15 protein-coding genes and 1 tRNA gene are annotated in these 15,279 nt (G+C 59.2%); 7 read left to right on the top strand and 9 right to left on the bottom strand.

Features of this window, described 5'->3' with window-relative positions; all coding sequences use genetic code 11:
- The 4 genes from secD to queA form a co-directional block, all read right to left on the bottom strand.
- Positions 1-1,869 carry a protein translocase subunit SecD gene (gene secD / locus BLU25_RS19640; RefSeq protein ID WP_016779596.1) on the bottom strand — a complete coding sequence of 623 codons (1,869 nt, stop codon included), beginning with the start codon at positions 1,867-1,869 and terminating at the stop codon, positions 1-3.
- Between the two features lie 66 nt (positions 1,870-1,935).
- The gene (gene yajC / locus BLU25_RS19635) at positions 1,936-2,274 is read right to left on the bottom strand and encodes a preprotein translocase subunit YajC (RefSeq protein WP_003443398.1); all 339 of its coding nucleotides are present in this window, start codon (positions 2,272-2,274) and stop codon (positions 1,936-1,938) included.
- Between the two features lie 42 nt (positions 2,275-2,316).
- The gene (gene tgt, locus BLU25_RS19630) at positions 2,317-3,432 is read right to left on the bottom strand and encodes a tRNA guanosine(34) transglycosylase Tgt (protein WP_083369874.1); all 1,116 of its coding nucleotides are present in this window, start codon (positions 3,430-3,432) and stop codon (positions 2,317-2,319) included.
- A gap of 11 nt (positions 3,433-3,443) precedes the next feature.
- Positions 3,444-4,505, bottom strand: a complete 1,062-nt coding sequence (gene queA, locus BLU25_RS19625; RefSeq protein ID WP_016779594.1) for a tRNA preQ1(34) S-adenosylmethionine ribosyltransferase-isomerase QueA — start codon at positions 4,503-4,505, stop codon at positions 3,444-3,446.
- A gap of 106 nt (positions 4,506-4,611) precedes the next feature.
- Between queA and BLU25_RS19620 the strand changes: the two genes are divergently transcribed.
- Positions 4,612-4,696 (top strand) — tRNA-Leu (locus BLU25_RS19620).
- 90 nt (positions 4,697-4,786) lie between these two features.
- On the opposite strand, the gene BLU25_RS19615 is transcribed toward BLU25_RS19620, so the two are convergent.
- Positions 4,787-5,836 carry a hypothetical protein gene (locus BLU25_RS19615; RefSeq protein WP_083369789.1) on the bottom strand — a complete coding sequence of 350 codons (1,050 nt, stop codon included), beginning with the start codon at positions 5,834-5,836 and terminating at the stop codon, positions 4,787-4,789.
- A 599-nt stretch (positions 5,837-6,435) separates the two neighbouring features.
- On the opposite strand from BLU25_RS19615, the gene BLU25_RS19610 reads away from it, so the two are divergent.
- Entirely contained in the window at positions 6,436-6,765 is a 330-nt protein-coding gene (locus BLU25_RS19610; protein WP_016779592.1) for a hypothetical protein, read from the top strand.
- Here BLU25_RS19610 and BLU25_RS19605 read toward each other — a convergent pair whose 3' ends face one another.
- The 3 genes from BLU25_RS19605 to BLU25_RS19595 form a co-directional block, all read right to left on the bottom strand.
- The gene (locus BLU25_RS19605; RefSeq protein WP_016779591.1) at positions 6,766-7,149 is read right to left on the bottom strand and encodes a c-type cytochrome; all 384 of its coding nucleotides are present in this window, start codon (positions 7,147-7,149) and stop codon (positions 6,766-6,768) included.
- A 92-nt stretch (positions 7,150-7,241) separates the two neighbouring features.
- Entirely contained in the window at positions 7,242-7,802 is a 561-nt protein-coding gene (locus BLU25_RS19600) for a DUF924 family protein (protein ID WP_016779590.1), read from the bottom strand.
- Between the two features lie 29 nt (positions 7,803-7,831).
- Positions 7,832-8,449, bottom strand: coding sequence for a LysE family translocator (locus BLU25_RS19595; protein WP_016779589.1), 618 nt, complete (start codon positions 8,447-8,449; stop codon positions 7,832-7,834).
- Positions 8,450-8,619: 170 nt separating this feature from the next.
- Between BLU25_RS19595 and BLU25_RS19590 the strand changes: the two genes are divergently transcribed.
- Positions 8,620-9,072, top strand: a complete 453-nt coding sequence (locus tag BLU25_RS19590; RefSeq protein WP_016779588.1) for an Lrp/AsnC family transcriptional regulator — start codon at positions 8,620-8,622, stop codon at positions 9,070-9,072.
- Positions 9,073-9,194: 122 nt separating this feature from the next.
- Here the strand turns inward: BLU25_RS19590 and BLU25_RS19585 are convergent, their stop codons facing one another.
- A complete protein-coding gene (locus BLU25_RS19585) occupies positions 9,195-10,112 on the bottom strand; it encodes a LysR family transcriptional regulator (protein ID WP_016779587.1) in 918 nt (305 codons plus the stop codon).
- A 117-nt stretch (positions 10,113-10,229) separates the two neighbouring features.
- On the opposite strand from BLU25_RS19585, the gene BLU25_RS19580 reads away from it, so the two are divergent.
- The 4 genes from BLU25_RS19580 (at position 10,230) to BLU25_RS19565 (ending at position 15,235) form a co-directional block, all read left to right on the top strand.
- Positions 10,230-11,117: an SDR family oxidoreductase gene (locus BLU25_RS19580; protein ID WP_016779586.1), complete on the top strand. Its 888-nt coding sequence runs from the start codon at positions 10,230-10,232 to the stop codon at positions 11,115-11,117.
- Between the two features lie 116 nt (positions 11,118-11,233).
- A complete protein-coding gene (locus tag BLU25_RS19575) occupies positions 11,234-11,740 on the top strand; it encodes a sigma-70 family RNA polymerase sigma factor (protein ID WP_083369788.1) in 507 nt (168 codons plus the stop codon).
- The gene (locus BLU25_RS19570; protein ID WP_016779583.1) at positions 11,737-12,705 is read left to right on the top strand and encodes a FecR domain-containing protein; all 969 of its coding nucleotides are present in this window, start codon (positions 11,737-11,739) and stop codon (positions 12,703-12,705) included. Before BLU25_RS19575 ends, BLU25_RS19570 begins: the two co-directional genes overlap by 4 nt.
- A 103-nt stretch (positions 12,706-12,808) precedes the next feature.
- Positions 12,809-15,235, top strand: coding sequence for a TonB-dependent siderophore receptor (locus BLU25_RS19565; protein WP_016779582.1), 2,427 nt, complete (start codon positions 12,809-12,811; stop codon positions 15,233-15,235).
- Positions 15,236-15,279 lie beyond the last annotated feature (44 nt).

The raw sequence follows: 15,279 nt of genomic DNA, 5'->3' as shown, positions 1-15,279 counted from the left end.
TTAAATCCACAACTTCTTGAAGTCCCGACCGCCATACACCAGGTTGACCAGTGCGCGGGTGACCATAATGGCCGTGAACATCGAGGTAAAGATACCCAGCGACATGGTCACCGCGAAGCCTTTGACCGGCCCGGTACCCATGGCGAAAAGGATCCCGCCGACCAGCAGGGTTGTCAGGTTGGAGTCAACAATGGCCGTAAAGGCACGGTTGAAACCTTCATTGATCGCCCGCTGCGGTGTCATGCCATTGGCAATCTCTTCACGGATACGCGAGAAGATCAGTACGTTGGCATCGACCGCCATACCCATCGTCAACACGATACCGGCAATACCCGGCAGGGTCAGGGTTGCACCCAGCACCGACATCAGCGCCAGCAACAAGACCATGTTGCCCGCCAGTGCCACCGTCGCGATCACACCGAAGAAACGGTAGATGGCGATGATGAAGATCGACACGAACAGCATGCCCCACAAGGAAGCATCGATACCCTTGGTGATGTTGTCAGCACCCAGGCTCGGACCAATGGTGCGCTCTTCAGCGAAGTACATTGGCGCGGCCAGACCACCGGCACGCAACAGCAGGGCCAGCTCGGAAGCCTCACCCTGGCCATTGAGGCCGGTAATGCGGAACTGGCTACCCAGCGGCGACTGGATGGTCGCCAGGCTGATGATCTTCTTCTCTTCCTTGAACGACTGAACCGGTACGTCCTTCTCGACACCGTCAACCACTTGCTTGGTGTAAGTCGTCACCGGCTTCTGCTCGATGAAGATTACCGCCATGCTGCGGCCCACGTTGCTGCGGGTCGAACGGCTCATCAACTCGCCACCGTGACCATCAAGCTTGATGTTCACCTGTGGACGGCCGTGCTCGTCAAAACCTGCCTGGGCGTCGGTTACCTGGTCACCGGTGATGATCAGGCCGCGCTCGATCTGTGCAGAAGGACGGTTGCCTTCACGGAACTCGAAAGTTTCGGAAGTGGCTTTGGAAGCGCCCGGCTCTGCTGCCAGACGGAACTCAAGGTTGGCCGTCTTGCCCAGGATACGCTTGGCTTCGGCGGTGTCTTGTACGCCTGGCAGCTCAACCACGATGCGGTTGGCACCCTGACGCTGAACCAGAGGCTCGGCAACACCCAACTCGTTGACCCGGTTACGGACGGTTGTCAGGTTTTGCTTGATGGAATATTCACGGATTTCCGCCAGCTTGGCCGGGGTCATCGCCAGACGCAGCACCGGCTGACCGTTCAGGTCTGCAGCGGTAATGTCGAAGTCATTGAAGCTCTTGCGGATCAGGCTGCGCGCTTGCTCACGGGCTGCTTCATCAGTAAAGCCCAACTGAATGGCACCGTTGAGTTGCGGCAGGCTGCGATAACGCACTTTTTCTTTGCGCAGCAGGCTTTTGACGTCGCTCTCGTACACTTTCATGCGTGCATCGACAGCTTTGTCCATGTCCACTTCCAGCAGGAAGTGCACACCGCCCGACAAGTCCAGACCCAGTTTCATCGGGTGAGCACCCAGACTGCGCAACCATTGTGGCGTGGTCTGTGCCAGGTTGAGCGCTACGACATAGTCGTCGCCCAGGGCCTTGCGTACTACATCCTTGGCTGGCAACTGGTCGTCTTTCTTGACCAGGCGTAACAGGCCACCTTTGCCGTTCTGGGCCACAGAGGCGCCCTTTACCGCAATGCCTGCATCCGTCAGCGCCTTGCTTGCGCGATCCAGATCAGCTTGAGTGACCTGCAGGGCCGTGCTCGCACCCGACACTTGAATGGCCGGATCATCAGGGTACAGATTGGGAGCGGAATAAATAAAACCGATCGCCAGCACTGCCAGGATCAGTATGTATTTCCACAGAGGGTATTTGTTCAGCATCAATCACGCCGCCCGCTTAAAACGCGGGGCGCCTTGCGCGCCCCGTCGATTGTTGAAAGTTGAAACTTAGATCGCTTTCAGCGTGCCTTTAGGCAACGTGGCTGCAACCGAGCCTTTCTGAATTTTCAGCTCGACAGTGTCAGACACTTCGATGACTACAAAAGCATCGGAAACCTTGACGATTTTGCCGGCGATACCGCCAGTGGTCACGATCTCGTCGCCTTTTTGCAGGTTACCCAACAGGGCTTTCTGCTCTTTGGCGCGCTTGGCCTGTGGACGCCAGATCATCAGGTAGAAGATGACCAGGAAGCCGACCAGGAAAATCCATTCAAAACCGCCGCCCATAGGGCCAGCAGCGGCAGGTGCAGCAGCGTCCGCGAAAGCGGAAGAGATGAAAAAGCTCATTAAGCACTCCAGTTGCAATGTTGTTTCTTAAAGGTCCGAAACTCAGTCCAAGGGCGGCACAGGCAGCCCGCGCTTGGCATAGAAGGCGTCGACAAAGGTGGCCAATGTACCCTGTTGAATAGCCTCGCGCAAACCAGCCATGAGCACCTGATAGTGGCGCAAATTATGGATGGTATTGAGCATGCTACCCAGCATTTCGCCGCACTTGTCCAGGTGATGCAGATAAGCGCGGGAGAAGTTCTGGCAGGTGTAGCAATCGCAGGTCGGATCCAGCGGCGAATCATCATGGCGATGGAACGCATTGCGGATCTTGATCACACCCGTGTCGATAAACAGATGCCCATTGCGGGCATTGCGGGTTGGCATCACGCAATCGAACATGTCCACACCGCGGCGCACACCCTCAACGAGATCTTCCGGCTTGCCAACCCCCATAAGGTAACGAGGTTTGTCAGCGGGCATCATCGCCGGCAGGTAATCCAGCACCTTGATCATTTCGTGCTTGGGCTCGCCCACCGACAAACCGCCGATGGCCAGGCCATCAAAGCCGATCTTGTTCAGGCCTTCGAGGGAGCGCTCGCGCAGGTTCTGGTGCATGCCGCCCTGAACAATACCGAACAGTGCCGCCGTGTTGTCGCCGTGGGCATTCTTGGAGCGCTGCGCCCAGCGCAACGACAGCTCCATGGAGACACGAGCGGTGTCTTCATCGGCCGGGTACGGGGTGCACTCGTCGAAAATCATCACCACATCAGAGCCCAGGTCGCGCTGGACCTGCATCGACTCTTCCGGGCCCATAAACACCTTGGCGCCATCGACCGGCGAGGCGAAGGTCACGCCTTCTTCTTTAATCTTGCGCATGGCGCCCAGGCTGAACACCTGGAAACCGCCGGAGTCGGTCAGGATCGGGCCTTGCCACTTCATGAAGTCGTGCAGATCGCCGTGCTTCTTGATCACTTCAGTGCCCGGGCGCAGCCACAGGTGGAAAGTGTTGCCCAGAATCATCTGCGCGCCGATGGCTTCGATATCACGCGGCAGCATGCCCTTGACCGTACCGTAGGTACCGACCGGCATGAACGCAGGGGTTTCAACCACACCACGGGGGAAGGTCAGGCGACCGCGACGAGCCTTGCCATCAGTGGCCAGCAGCTCGAAGGACATACGACAGTTGCTCATGCTTGATCCTCTGGGGCCGGGGCAGGAGCCGTCGGCGCAGGATTGCGGGTGATGAACATTGCATCACCGTAACTAAAGAAGCGGTACCCATGCTCAACCGCAGCCTTGTAGGCCGCCATGGTTTCGGGATAACCGGCGAACGCCGAAACCAGCATCAGCAGCGTGGATTCCGGCAGATGGAAATTGGTTACCAGCGCGTCGACCACATGAAAGGGTCGACCGGGGAAAATAAAGATATCGGTATCGCCACTGAACGGCTTGAGCACGCCATCACGCGCGGCACTCTCCAGCGAACGCACGCTGGTGGTGCCCACGGCGATTACCCGCCCGCCTCGGGCACGGCACGAGGCCACGGCATCGACCACATCCTGGCCCACTTCCAGCCATTCGGTGTGCATATGGTGATCTTCAAGACGCTCGACCCGCACTGGCTGGAACGTACCTGCGCCCACATGCAGGGTCACGAATGCGGTCTCGACGCCTTTGGCGGCGATGGCCTGCATCAGCGGCTCATCGAAATGCAGCCCGGCGGTCGGTGCCGCCACGGCGCCAAGGCGCTGGGCGTAGACCGTTTGATAGCGCTCGCGGTCCGAACCTTCGTCCGGGCGATCAATATAAGGAGGCAGCGGCATATGCCCGACACGGTCGAGCAGCGGCAACACCTCTTCGGCAAAGCCCAGCTCGAACAACGCATCGTGACGCGCCAGCATCTGGGCTTCGCCACCGCCATCAATCAGGATCTTCGACCCTGGTTTTGGCGACTTGCTGGAGCGCACATGGGCCAGCACACGGTGACTGTCGAGCACCCGCTCAACCAGAATTTCCAGCTTGCCGCCCGAGGCCTTCTGGCCAAACAGACGGGCTGGAATCACCCGGGTATTGTTAAACACCATCAAGTCGCCTGGACGCAAATGTTCAAGCAAATCAGTAAATTGACGATGTGCCAGTACGCCGCTCTCCCCATCCAGGGTCAGCAGGCGACTGTTGCGGCGCTCCGCCAAAGGATGGCGTGCGATGAGTGAATCAGGGAGCTCGAAAGTAAAGTCAGCAACGCGCATGATAGGTTTCGTCTAGCAGGGCCGGGGAGTTTAACGGACTTGGCAAAAATAGACCAATAAGTTGTTGACCGACCTAAACCTCATCTCTATACTTCGCCGCCATTGAGCCCTGATGGCGGAATTGGTAGACGCGGCGGATTCAAAATCCGTTTTCGAAAGAAGTGGGAGTTCGATTCTCCCTCGGGGCACCAAACATAGATTCAAGGTGCCGCTCAATGCACCTTGAACACACAAAAAAACCGGCCCTGGCGCCGGTTTTTTTGTGCCTGTCGATTACCCCCTCATCCACCAATCAACGCTGTCAGTGCCGCGATCACCCGATCCTGTGCCAGGCCGCAAAGCGCCCCGACAAACAGCGCACTCCTCCAACTGATAGAAAAATTCAACTCCTTGCCCAACCTGGTGTGCTCGTAGATGTTGAAGAACACCAACGCGACGATCGGGCCAACAATGATTTGCCCCGTGGTTGCCGACTTTATGATCTCCTCGAACTTGTTGACGTCCCCCTCCAGTGAACCGCGCAGCGTCGCCCCAAGTATCGCGGCCACTATGGCAACAATCGACAGGCTCAACGGCGAGGGGGTGATTTGTATATTGGTGGCCACGGAGGCCGATTTTGGCACCTTTGCTCCCGCCAACTTGTAGCGAACATCAAAACCCACCTGGTATTTCCTTGGCTCCAGCAGGGCCCTGTCAAACCGCATTACATAAGTTGCCGAAAAAGAGGTTTCAGGCTCGATAAACGTGAGGTCAGAGCCCTCCCTCACGATTTCCAATAGCCTGGCCTCGACCGCCTCCAGTTGTGCAAGCTTCGCCTTGAACAAGACTCTGATGCCTTGTTGATCATGATGCGGCCCGGCAAAAGAACTATCGCTTTCATCCAGCCAGGTTGAGTAGGCGCGACGCGCATCGTCTCCCGAGGCTATTTCATAGCGAAAACTGGTAATATTCACTCTCACATGTCTTTCAAAAACGTCCCGCCGATTGGCAATATACAGATAGGCCTTGAGTACCCCCTTGAACTTGAAGATCGACCTGTAGCTGTCCACTTGGGCGGCAATAAAGTCTTTCCTGAATGCCTGCAGCTCCATCCATAAAAAATCATTGAGCAAGTTATTAAGTTCAACAATCAATGCTGACCGGGTAGAGTTTCCCGTCTCCGACTCGCTGTCCGACACATCCATTAGTTGCGCACCTTTAGGCACATGGGGCTGCAGCGCCATTATCAACAGGGGTTCCGCACTGGCATTGCGCACAGTTAGCTTGTAAGCAATCTGACTCGAATGTATATCGCCCAACTGCTCTTCCAGCATAATAACCGGACTGTTCATCTTACATCCGAGACGCTGATTTTAATAATATTGTTAAAACTAATTTTAGCAGCAACTTACCCACTTCCTCGACGCCTACGGACGCCAGGCAGGCGGACTTGCAATTTCCCACTGTTGAAAAACTGTCATAACTGACAGTTAAAAGCACGCATATGCATTGATAAAAATTCGCGCCCACCTTGCAACCCATGCTTTTGAATGGAATAAAAAAAATAATGCCGTTTATCGCACGCTTCGCCACCCCTGTTAACCCACAACTAAGCCACCTCGGCCACTCCGTCACCAGCCGCTCTAACTGGCTGTTCAATTCCGCCTTCGCCCTTTACACAACTTCAATAAATACATCACCAAGGCGTGTACTAACCAAATATTCTTAGAACCATTTAAACGGCTTTCCCGTGGCTTATGCCGATCCGCCAACTCGCCCCCGCCTCTTAAATATTATTGATCAAACAGTCGATTTAAAAACCCCAGCTGTTGTAAGCCCTGCAACTCAGCCATTACTCCGCCGCCTGTATCCTGCCTGCCCCAGTGCCAGTACAATCGCCGCACCCTGCACGCCGCTTATGCAGTGCCCGATATAAAAGAGGAACCTGAAGATGGAATTGCCACTGGAAACAGTCGCCCTTTATGCACTCAAGCTGGCGTATGAGCGCGAAGGCTCGAGCCCGATTTTGCGCGACGATCCGGCCATGAGCGACTATCAGCGCGATGTTTTTGCCTTCGACGTGCGCAAGGGCGATATCGCGGCCATCCAGGGTAAAATCGAGCGCTGCCTGGCGCTGGCGCTGGCAGCCCTGGGGGGCGAGCAGAGCCCGATGGGCCGCGAGCTGCAGAAGCTGTCCGGTGATGTACGCAATGCCCACACCCTGGAACAAATGCACCCGGCACTGCTGACACTCAAGGATTACCTCAAGGACGTGCAGTAATCACTGCCCCTGAACGGACTCGATATAGGCCAGCAGGTTGTCGATCTTCTCCTGGTCGCTGATGCCCCAGAAGATCATCCGCGTGCCGCTCACCACTTTTTTCGGGGCCTCAATGTAGGCGGCGAGTTTTTCCCTGGTCCACACCACGCCTGAATTTTTCATGGCGTCGGAGTACAGGTAGCCCTCGCTGGTGCCCGCCTGGCGTCCGATCACACCATTGAGCTGCGGGCCAAAACCATTGCGCGCGTTAACCCCGATGCTGTGGCAACCGCCACAGGTTTTAGTGAACAGCTTGCCCCCCGCTTCAGCATCCCCCGCGGCTATCGCACTGTTACTCAGCAGCGCGGCACACAGGCTCAGGGTCAACAAGGCTGGGGACTTCATCGGCAACTCCATCAGGTGAGGGTGTTCAGGCTCAGGCGGCAATTATGCCTGCTCATCTGCAGTAGCACCTTGCTGATGGTCAAGACACGGCTTTAACCCGCAAATCCACCTTGATCCAGAAACATGCGCTCCTGCTCAGTGGTCTCGCGCCCCAGCACCTCATTGCGATGGGGAAAGCGCCCAAATCGCTGGATGATCTCGGCGTGCTCTTGTGCCCATACGCTCGCTTGCGGACCAAGGCTGTGATGCAGTTGCAACGACAGTTGCTGGTCGGCAGCGTCTTCGGAATGCTCGAACGGCAAATAACAAAACAGCCGCAAGTCGGCCTCAAGCGCCTTGTCCATGCTGCCATCGATCATGTGCCGGGCATAAAAGCGCGCCAGGGAGTCGGTGGCAAACATATGTGCAGTTCCACGGAAGGCATTGCGCGGGTACTGGTCCAGCAGCAACAGCAATGCCAGGGCACCTTCCGGTTGTGCCAGCCAGTGCTCCAGCTGGCGACTGGCGGCCAGGAAATGGGCGCTGTAAAAGGTGTCGCGAAACAAGGTATCGAAGGCTTTATCCTTGGCGAACCAATGCTTGGGGCCCGCCTGTTTCCAGAACTCGATGACCGCTTGCGGTGTTACCTGCTCATCCTTCCCGGTCGCTGCCACAGTCTCATCCTCACGTTGTTGGCCAAGCCTCAACTGTAGGCCTGCTCCGCCAGCAGCACCACCGCAATCAGGATCATTATCGCCCCCGATACCCGGCTGACGTTTTTCGCCGCCCCTGGCCTGGTGCGCAATACGGCATGGGCACTGAAGCCGACCGCCAGATACACCAGCGCGCAACTCACTGCATGCAGCCCGCCCAGGGCAATGATCTGTGTCGGTATCGACCAGTTCGACAGCGGGTCGGTGAACTGCGGCAAAAGCGCAAGAAACAATAACAACACCTTGGGATTCAGGCCGCTGACACACAACCCCTTCCACGCCCAGCGCGACCATGAATCAGATGCCTGCCCCTGCCCGGACTGCGGCGTTGCGGGATCCCTGAGCATGCACACCCCCAGCCAGAGCAAATACAGCGCCCCCGCAACCGTCAGCACGCTGAGGATCATCGGGTTACGCGCCACCAGCCCGCCTACGCCTGCCGCCACAATCACCGTTGCCAGCAAATGCCCCGAGAGCATGCCCGCCACCGCCGGCGTCACCAGCCGGCCGCGCATGCCCGCAGAAATCGCATAGGCCCAGTCTGCGCCGGGGGTGATGATAAACAAGAACGATACCGCCCAAAACGCGGCCAGGACGCTGAGAGTCACGGGACATTTCCTTTCTACGCTGCAACTTTAAGAATGAGAGATGGGCCACAAGCCCCTCGCCGCCGCCACCTGGAAAGGCGTCAGCGGGCAAAAGAAGAATAAGCAAATGCCTCCAGGATTATCTTTCGTTTATCCTAATAAAAAGCCACAGCCAAGGAAGGTTCTTCCATATGGATCGCATTGACAGAAATATTCTTGCGCAACTGCAAGCCGATGGCCGACTTTCGCTCACTGAGCTGGCAGATCGGGTGGGCTTGAGCCTCTCCCCTTGCCATCGGCGCGTGCGGGCGCTGGAAGACTCCGGCGTGATCCTTGGCTATCGCGCCCTGCTGGCGCCGAGTGAGCTGGGGCTTAACTTTTCCGCGATGGTGTTTGTCACCCTGCGCGAAGTGACGCGCCAGGCCATTGCCGACTTTGAAGCGGCCGTGATCGAGACCTCGCAAATCGTCGACGCACAAAGGCTATTCGGCGACCCCGACTACCTGCTGCATGTGGTCGCCGCCGACCTGCCGGCCTTCCAGCAGCTCTACGATGAACGCCTGACCTCATTGCCCAACGTGCAACGCCTGACCTCCACACTGGTGATGAAGCGGGTTATTCAGGACCGCATGCTGCCGTTGTGAGGCTGCATAAAAACGTGTGGGGGCTGGCTTGCCTGCGATGCAGGCGATGCGCTGTCACTGTAAAACCGCAGTGATCCAATCGCGAGCAAGCCCGCTCCCACAGGTCGAGTGCAACCCGCAAATTAATCCGCCAACGGCATCAACCCGACTGTCAGGGCATCGAGCAAGGCGCTGACCTTGGGCAGGGACTTGCGGCTTTTTGGCCACACCAGGTTGATCGCCAGCCCCTCGCTCGCCAGATGTGGCAACACCTGCACAAGTGAACCATCAGCCAGATGCTGCTTGATCAGCCAGGTGGGCAGTTGGGCGATGCCGCACCCCGCCAGCACTGTCATCACTTGCCCTTCCCCATCACCCACGATGTACCTGGCGGGCATTACCCGGCGCTCGATCTCTCCAGGGCGGCTGCCCGCGAAGTTCCAGGGGCTGACGGTGCCGTCGGCCCGCCCATAGGCCACACACTGGTGATGCTCCAGATCGCGGTCGGTCACAGGCGTGCCGTAAATGTTCAGATAAGCCGGCGCAGCACAGAACACATGCCGCTCGCGCCCCAGAAAGCGATGCTCCAGCGCCGCAGGCCAGATATCCGGCCCACCAACCCGCACGACGATATCCACGCCCTCTTCGACCGGATCGATAAAGCGGTCGGAGAAGGAAATATGCGGCAGCAGCAGCGCGTGTTTCTGCACAAACTGCAAAATCACCGGCAACGCCTGCAAACGCCCGAAGGCCGCTGGCAAATCAATGCGGAGCCTGCCCTGCGGCTCGGCATTGTCGGCCTGCATGGCCAGCTCGGCCTCTTCCAGTTCGGCCAGAACCCCAGTGCAGGTCCGGTAAAAAGCCGCACCGGCATCAGTCAATGCCAGGCGCCGCGTGGTGCGCTGGAACAAGCGCACCCCAAGCCTGTCTTCCAGCCGGGCGATACCCTTGCTGATCGCCGAAGCCGTCAGGTTCAGGCGCTCGGCAGCAGCCCTGAAGCTGCCCGAGTCGGCGACACAGACAAATACATCGATCCCTTTCAGGCGCTCGGAAGCGAACATGCACGGCCCTCATTAGTGAATTCAGTTCATCTTATTAGGTAAAAGGCATCGTAAATACGCCATCAGTTCCCCAGTAAGCTTTTACACCAAGAACTTACTCAAGCATCAGGCGTATTTATGACTTCGCACAAACCCACCGTTTTAATCACCGGCGCCACCGGCCAGATCGGCGGCGACACCCTGCGCAACCTGCAAGCCGACCAGAGCATTACGCTGGTCGCGGCCGTGCGCTCCCACGCCAAGGCGCAGCCCTTTGCAGCACAGGGCATTCGTACCGTGATCATGGACTTCGACCAGGAACACACCCTGGCCCCGGCGCTGGAGGGCATCGACCGCGCCCTGCTGGTCACCGGCTACACCGTGGACATGCTGCGCCAGAGCAAGGCATTTATCGACCAGGCGAAAAAATCCGGCGTGCAGCACATGGTGCATCTCGGTGCGTGCGGGCGGGACGACACCACCATCGGCCACTGGGCCTGGCACCAGTTTGTGGAGCGCTACATCGAGTGGTCGGGGTTCTCGTTTACCCATTTGCGCCCGGAGTGTTTTATGCAAAACCTGCTCAGCTACGATGGCACCCGGGCAGTCATCAACGGAGTGATCGAGCAGTACACCGGCGATGCGCGGTTCAGCTGGGTCGACGGTGAAGACGTTGCCCGGGTGGCTGCGCAAGCATTGCTGCACCCGGACAGGCACGCCGGCCAGACCTATCGGCTGGGCTACGATGTGCAGTCCTATGGCGATATCGCCGCGATCATGAGCCGGGTGCTGGGCCAGCCATTTCGTTATGACGCACAGTCACCTGACGTGTTTGTGGAGAATATGCGCGCGGCTGGTGCAGAAATGGCTTACATGAACTGCGTACATGACAACTTCACCCGCATGGCTGCACGGCAGATCCCCGGCGTGGAAGAGACGTTCGACAACTTCAGCCAGATCACAGGGCGCCAGCCGGTGAGCTGGGAGGACTTTGTAGAGAAGCACCGCAAGGTGTTTGCCTATTGATAAAGCCCCTCCCTGCGTAGCAGCTGGCGAAGGGATTTACGCACCGGGATTGCAGTGGCCATCATCTTGCCGATACCATTGGGAACGATTCGCACTCACATCTGGAAGCTCGACCGGTGCCCTCTCTCCCGACTCACAAGCTGGGCTTCTTTTTCAGCCACCATCACCGCTGGTTGCTGCAACATATTCAGCGTCGTCTGCGCAATCACGCAGATGCAGAGGACACCGCCGCCGATACCTTTTGCCAGATGCTGGCGGCACGGGTCGACCCGGACAGCATCGAGCAACCTCGTGCCTACCTGTCCACCATTGCCCGGCGCCTGATGTTCGACCGCCATCGCCGGCGCAAGCTGGAGACCGCCTACCTGGATCGTCTGGCCTTGTTGCCCGAGGCCGTAGCGCCGTCCCCCGAGGAACAACTGCAACTGATCGAGGCCCTGGTGGCCATCGACCGCGCCATCGACGGCTTGCCGATGATCGTCAAGGCCACCTTCCTCTACAGCCAGCTCGATGGCCTGAGCTATGTGGCCATCGCGCAAAAGCTGGGGCTGTCGGAACGCACCGTCAGCCGTTATATGAAACAGGCTTTGCGCCAGTGCTACCTGAGCGAGGCCAGCCTGTGAGCAAACAACGTCTGGACCCCTTGAGCGAGCAGACCATCGACTGGATGGTCAAGCTGCGCGCCGCTACGCCCGATGCCGCGCTGCAAGAACGGTTCAACCTGTGGCTGGCCAAGGACCCGGCCCATGCCCAGGCCTGGGAACAATTGCACAGGCGCCTGGGCGGCTCCTTCAACACACTGCGCACGCTGGAGCAACGCCTCCCGGGCCAGGCAGGGGAAGCCCGCCAACTGCTCTTGCAACCCTCGGCATCACGCCGCGACGCACTGCGCGCAATCACCGGCCTGGGCCTGCTCGGCGGTGGTTTATGGCTGGGCGCCAGCACTCCGCTGGGTGACTCGCTGCTGGCGGACCTGTCCACCGGTCGCGGCCAGCGCCAGGACTTCAACCTGGCCGATGGCAGCCGCCTGAGCCTGAACGCCAGCAGCGCCGTTGACCTGCACTTCACTGCGCGGCAACGGCTGGTGATCCTGCGCCACGGCGAACTGGTGATCAAGGTGGCACCCGACCCCGAGCGCCCGTTACGGGTGCGCAGTGCCGAAGGTGAAATCAGTGCCCTGGGCACGCGCTTTCTGGTCGCCCAACAGGAGCAGGCAACCCGGCTGGTGGTGCTGCAGCACAGCGTCCAGGCCCGGTTGTTCAGCGGCCTGACCCTCGACCTGCAAGAAGGTCAGGCGGCCATGCTCTACCCGCGCAGCATCGTGCCCATGAGCGGCGACCAGCGCTATCGTGCCGACTGGCTGCGGGCCAGGCTCAACGTGCTGGATGACCCGCTGGAAGACGTCGTCGCGGCCCTGCGCCCCTATACCCGCGGTTTTGTCCGCGTGGCCCCCGAGGTGCGCGGTCTGCGGGTACAGGGCGTATACCCACTGGACAACCCTGAGCGCGCCTTCACGGCACTGGCCGAAACGCTGCCCATTCGTGTGGATCACTACAGCCCATGGCTCACCATCATTCGGCCCGCATAAGCCCCCGGTGAAAAGTTTTTTTGATAATTGATCGCATTCGTGTCCGGTTTTCAGATCTCGGCCCACCTATCTCCTGAGACTTCCACACGATCAGGAGAATGCTGTGCTCAACCCGTGGCCCCACACCCTTAGCGTCGCCGTTGCCCTGGCAACCCTGGCCAGCCCTGCCCTGGCCCAGGATATAAGCTTCAACCTGCCCGCCGGCCCGCTGGCCAACAGCCTGAATGCCATTGCCAGCCAGAGCGGCCGGATTGTCTCGCTGGAGCCCGTGCTGGTGCAGGGCAAGCAAGCCCCGGCGGTGATCGGCCTGATGTCCGCGGAACAGGCGATGGACACGGCTTTGCGCGGCAGCGGCCTGCAATTGCGCATCACCGGACAAGGCAATTTCAGCGTTGAGCCGGCCCCGCAAACCGGCGCTGCGCTGCAACTGGGCGTCACCAACGTCACCGAGCGCAGCCTCGACGCCACTACCGAAGGCTCGGGTTCCTACACTGCGCAAGCCGTCACCATCGGCAAGGGTGCCCACACGCTCAAAGACACCCCGCAATCGGTCACCGTCATCACCCGAAAAATGCTCGACGACCAGAACCTCAACACCATTGAACAGGTGATGGAAAAAACCCCGGGGATCACCGTCTACGACTCGCCCATGGGCGGCAAATACTTCTACTCCCGCGGCTTTCGCATGAGCGGCCAGTACCAGTACGACGGCGTGCCACTGGACATCGGCAGCAGCTATGTACAGGCCGACAGCTTCAACAGCGATATGGCGATCTATGACCGCGTCGAAGTTCTGCGCGGCGCAGCCGGGATGATGAAAGGCGCCGGCGGCACGGCAGGCGGGGTGAATTTTGTGCGCAAGCGCGGCGAAGCCACCCCGCACACACAACTGGCGCTGTCGGCCGGCACCTGGGACAACTACCGCGGGCAAGTCGATACCGGCGGCCCGCTGAACGAAGCCGGCACCCTGCGTGGCCGGGCGGTCGTGACCCAACAAACCCGCCAGTATTTCTATGACGTTGCCGCCCGCAAGGATCAGGTCTACTACGGCGCACTGGACTTCGACCTCAGCCCCGACACCACCCTGGGGCTGGGCCTGGCCTATGAAGACGTCGACGCCACACCCTGCTGGGGCGGCCTGCCGCGCTATGCCGATGGCAGCGACCTGAAACTCAAGCGCTCCACCTGCCTGAACACCTCGTGGAACAACCAGCGCAGCAAGCGCACCACCTGGTTCGCGGACCTCAAGCAGCAAATCAATGACGACTGGGCACTGAAGGTGGCCGGGGTCTATTCAAAAAATACCCAGGACATGGAGTACGCCTTCCCCAGCGGCGCGGTACCCGTGGGCGCAACCAGCAGCAACACCCTGATGCTCGGCAGCATCTATGACTACAACCAGACCGACTACGGCTTCGATGCCTATGTAGACGGTAAATTCGACGCCTTTGGCCAGCAGCACGAACTGATCGTGGGTGCCAACGCCAGCCGCTCGCACAAGGATGACTTCTACGCCGTGGCCGCGCTGGCAGATCGTCAAAATGTGTTGAACCCCAACCACAACCTGCCGCGCCCCGATGAAAGCTACTACCTGGCCAATGCCTCACGGGGCGGCCCGGTGGACATCCACGTCAAGCAGTACGGCGCCTACTCCCTGGCCCGCTTGAAACTGGCTGATCCGCTGACCTTCGTGCTGGGCAGCCGGGTCAGCTGGTACTCATCGACCAACGACGCCATCTCCTACTGGCGCGGCGAAGGCACCCCGGTGTACTCCGAGGCCAAAGAGAGCGGGCAAGTCACGCCGTTTGCCGCCTTGTTGTTCGACCTCAACGACAACCTGACCACCTATGCCAGCTACACCGATATCTTCACCCCCCAGGGCGGCTATCGAACCATCAGCGGCGCGACCCTCAAGCCGCTGATCGGGCAAAGCTACGAGCTGGGGATCAAGGGCGAGTGGTTCAACGGTCGGCTCAACAGTTCATTCAACCTGTTCCGCACTGTCCAGAAAGACGCGGCCCAGACCGACCCGCTGTGCCCGGACGGTGGCTGCTCGCTGAACTCCGGCAAGGTTCGCGCCCAGGGTTTTGAAGCCGAGGTCAGCGGTGAAGTGATCGAGCGCCTGCAATTGCTGGCCGGTTATACCTATACCCAGACCAAGGTTCTGGAAGACGCCGATGCAGCCCAGGACGGGCTGGCCTACAACTCCTATGTGCCGCGCCATCTGCTGCGCGTATGGGGTGATTACGCCCTGAGCGGTGCTCTGGAACGGGTCACGATCGGCGCCGGGGTCAATGCACAAAGCAGCAACTACCGGGTTTCACCCATCAGCGGCAACGACATTACCCAGGCGGGTTACGCCATCTGGAACGGCCGGATTGGCTACCGAATCGACGACACCTGGTCGGTGGCCCTGAACGGCAACAACCTGTTCGACAAACGCTACTACGCCACCGTTGGCACCGAAGGGTTCGGCAACTTCTACGGTGAACCGCGCAACTTTGTGATGTCGCTCAAGGCTGATTTTTGAGTAATACAAATCGCGAGCAAGCCCGCTCCCACATCCTCTCCTGT

Origin of the sequence: Pseudomonas fragi (assembly GCF_900105835.1) — a bacterium.
GTDB lineage: Bacteria > Pseudomonadota > Gammaproteobacteria > Pseudomonadales > Pseudomonadaceae > Aquipseudomonas > Aquipseudomonas fragi.
This window is presented reverse-complemented; position numbering and strand designations above follow the sequence as displayed.

What these genes read in the sequence shown, in the direction of transcription:
- secD (WP_016779596.1), bottom strand. Translation starts at nt 1,869, where the DNA reads ATGCTGAACAAATACCCTCTGTGGAAATACATACTGATCCTGGCAGTG.
- yajC (WP_003443398.1), bottom strand. Translation starts at nt 2,274, where the DNA reads ATGAGCTTTTTCATCTCTTCCGCTTTCGCGGACGCTGCTGCACCTGCC.
- tgt (WP_083369874.1), bottom strand. Translation starts at nt 3,432, where the DNA reads ATGTCCTTCGAGCTGCTGGCCACTGATGGCAAGGCTCGTCGCGGTCGC.
- queA (WP_016779594.1), bottom strand. Translation starts at nt 4,505, where the DNA reads ATGCGCGTTGCTGACTTTACTTTCGAGCTCCCTGATTCACTCATCGCA.
- BLU25_RS19615 (WP_083369789.1), bottom strand. Translation starts at nt 5,836, where the DNA reads ATGAACAGTCCGGTTATTATGCTGGAAGAGCAGTTGGGCGATATACAT.
- BLU25_RS19610 (WP_016779592.1), top strand. Translation starts at nt 6,436, where the DNA reads ATGGAATTGCCACTGGAAACAGTCGCCCTTTATGCACTCAAGCTGGCG.
- BLU25_RS19605 (WP_016779591.1), bottom strand. Translation starts at nt 7,149, where the DNA reads ATGAAGTCCCCAGCCTTGTTGACCCTGAGCCTGTGTGCCGCGCTGCTG.
- BLU25_RS19590 (WP_016779588.1), top strand. Translation starts at nt 8,620, where the DNA reads ATGGATCGCATTGACAGAAATATTCTTGCGCAACTGCAAGCCGATGGC.
- BLU25_RS19585 (WP_016779587.1), bottom strand. Translation starts at nt 10,112, where the DNA reads ATGTTCGCTTCCGAGCGCCTGAAAGGGATCGATGTATTTGTCTGTGTC.
- BLU25_RS19580 (WP_016779586.1), top strand. Translation starts at nt 10,230, where the DNA reads ATGACTTCGCACAAACCCACCGTTTTAATCACCGGCGCCACCGGCCAG.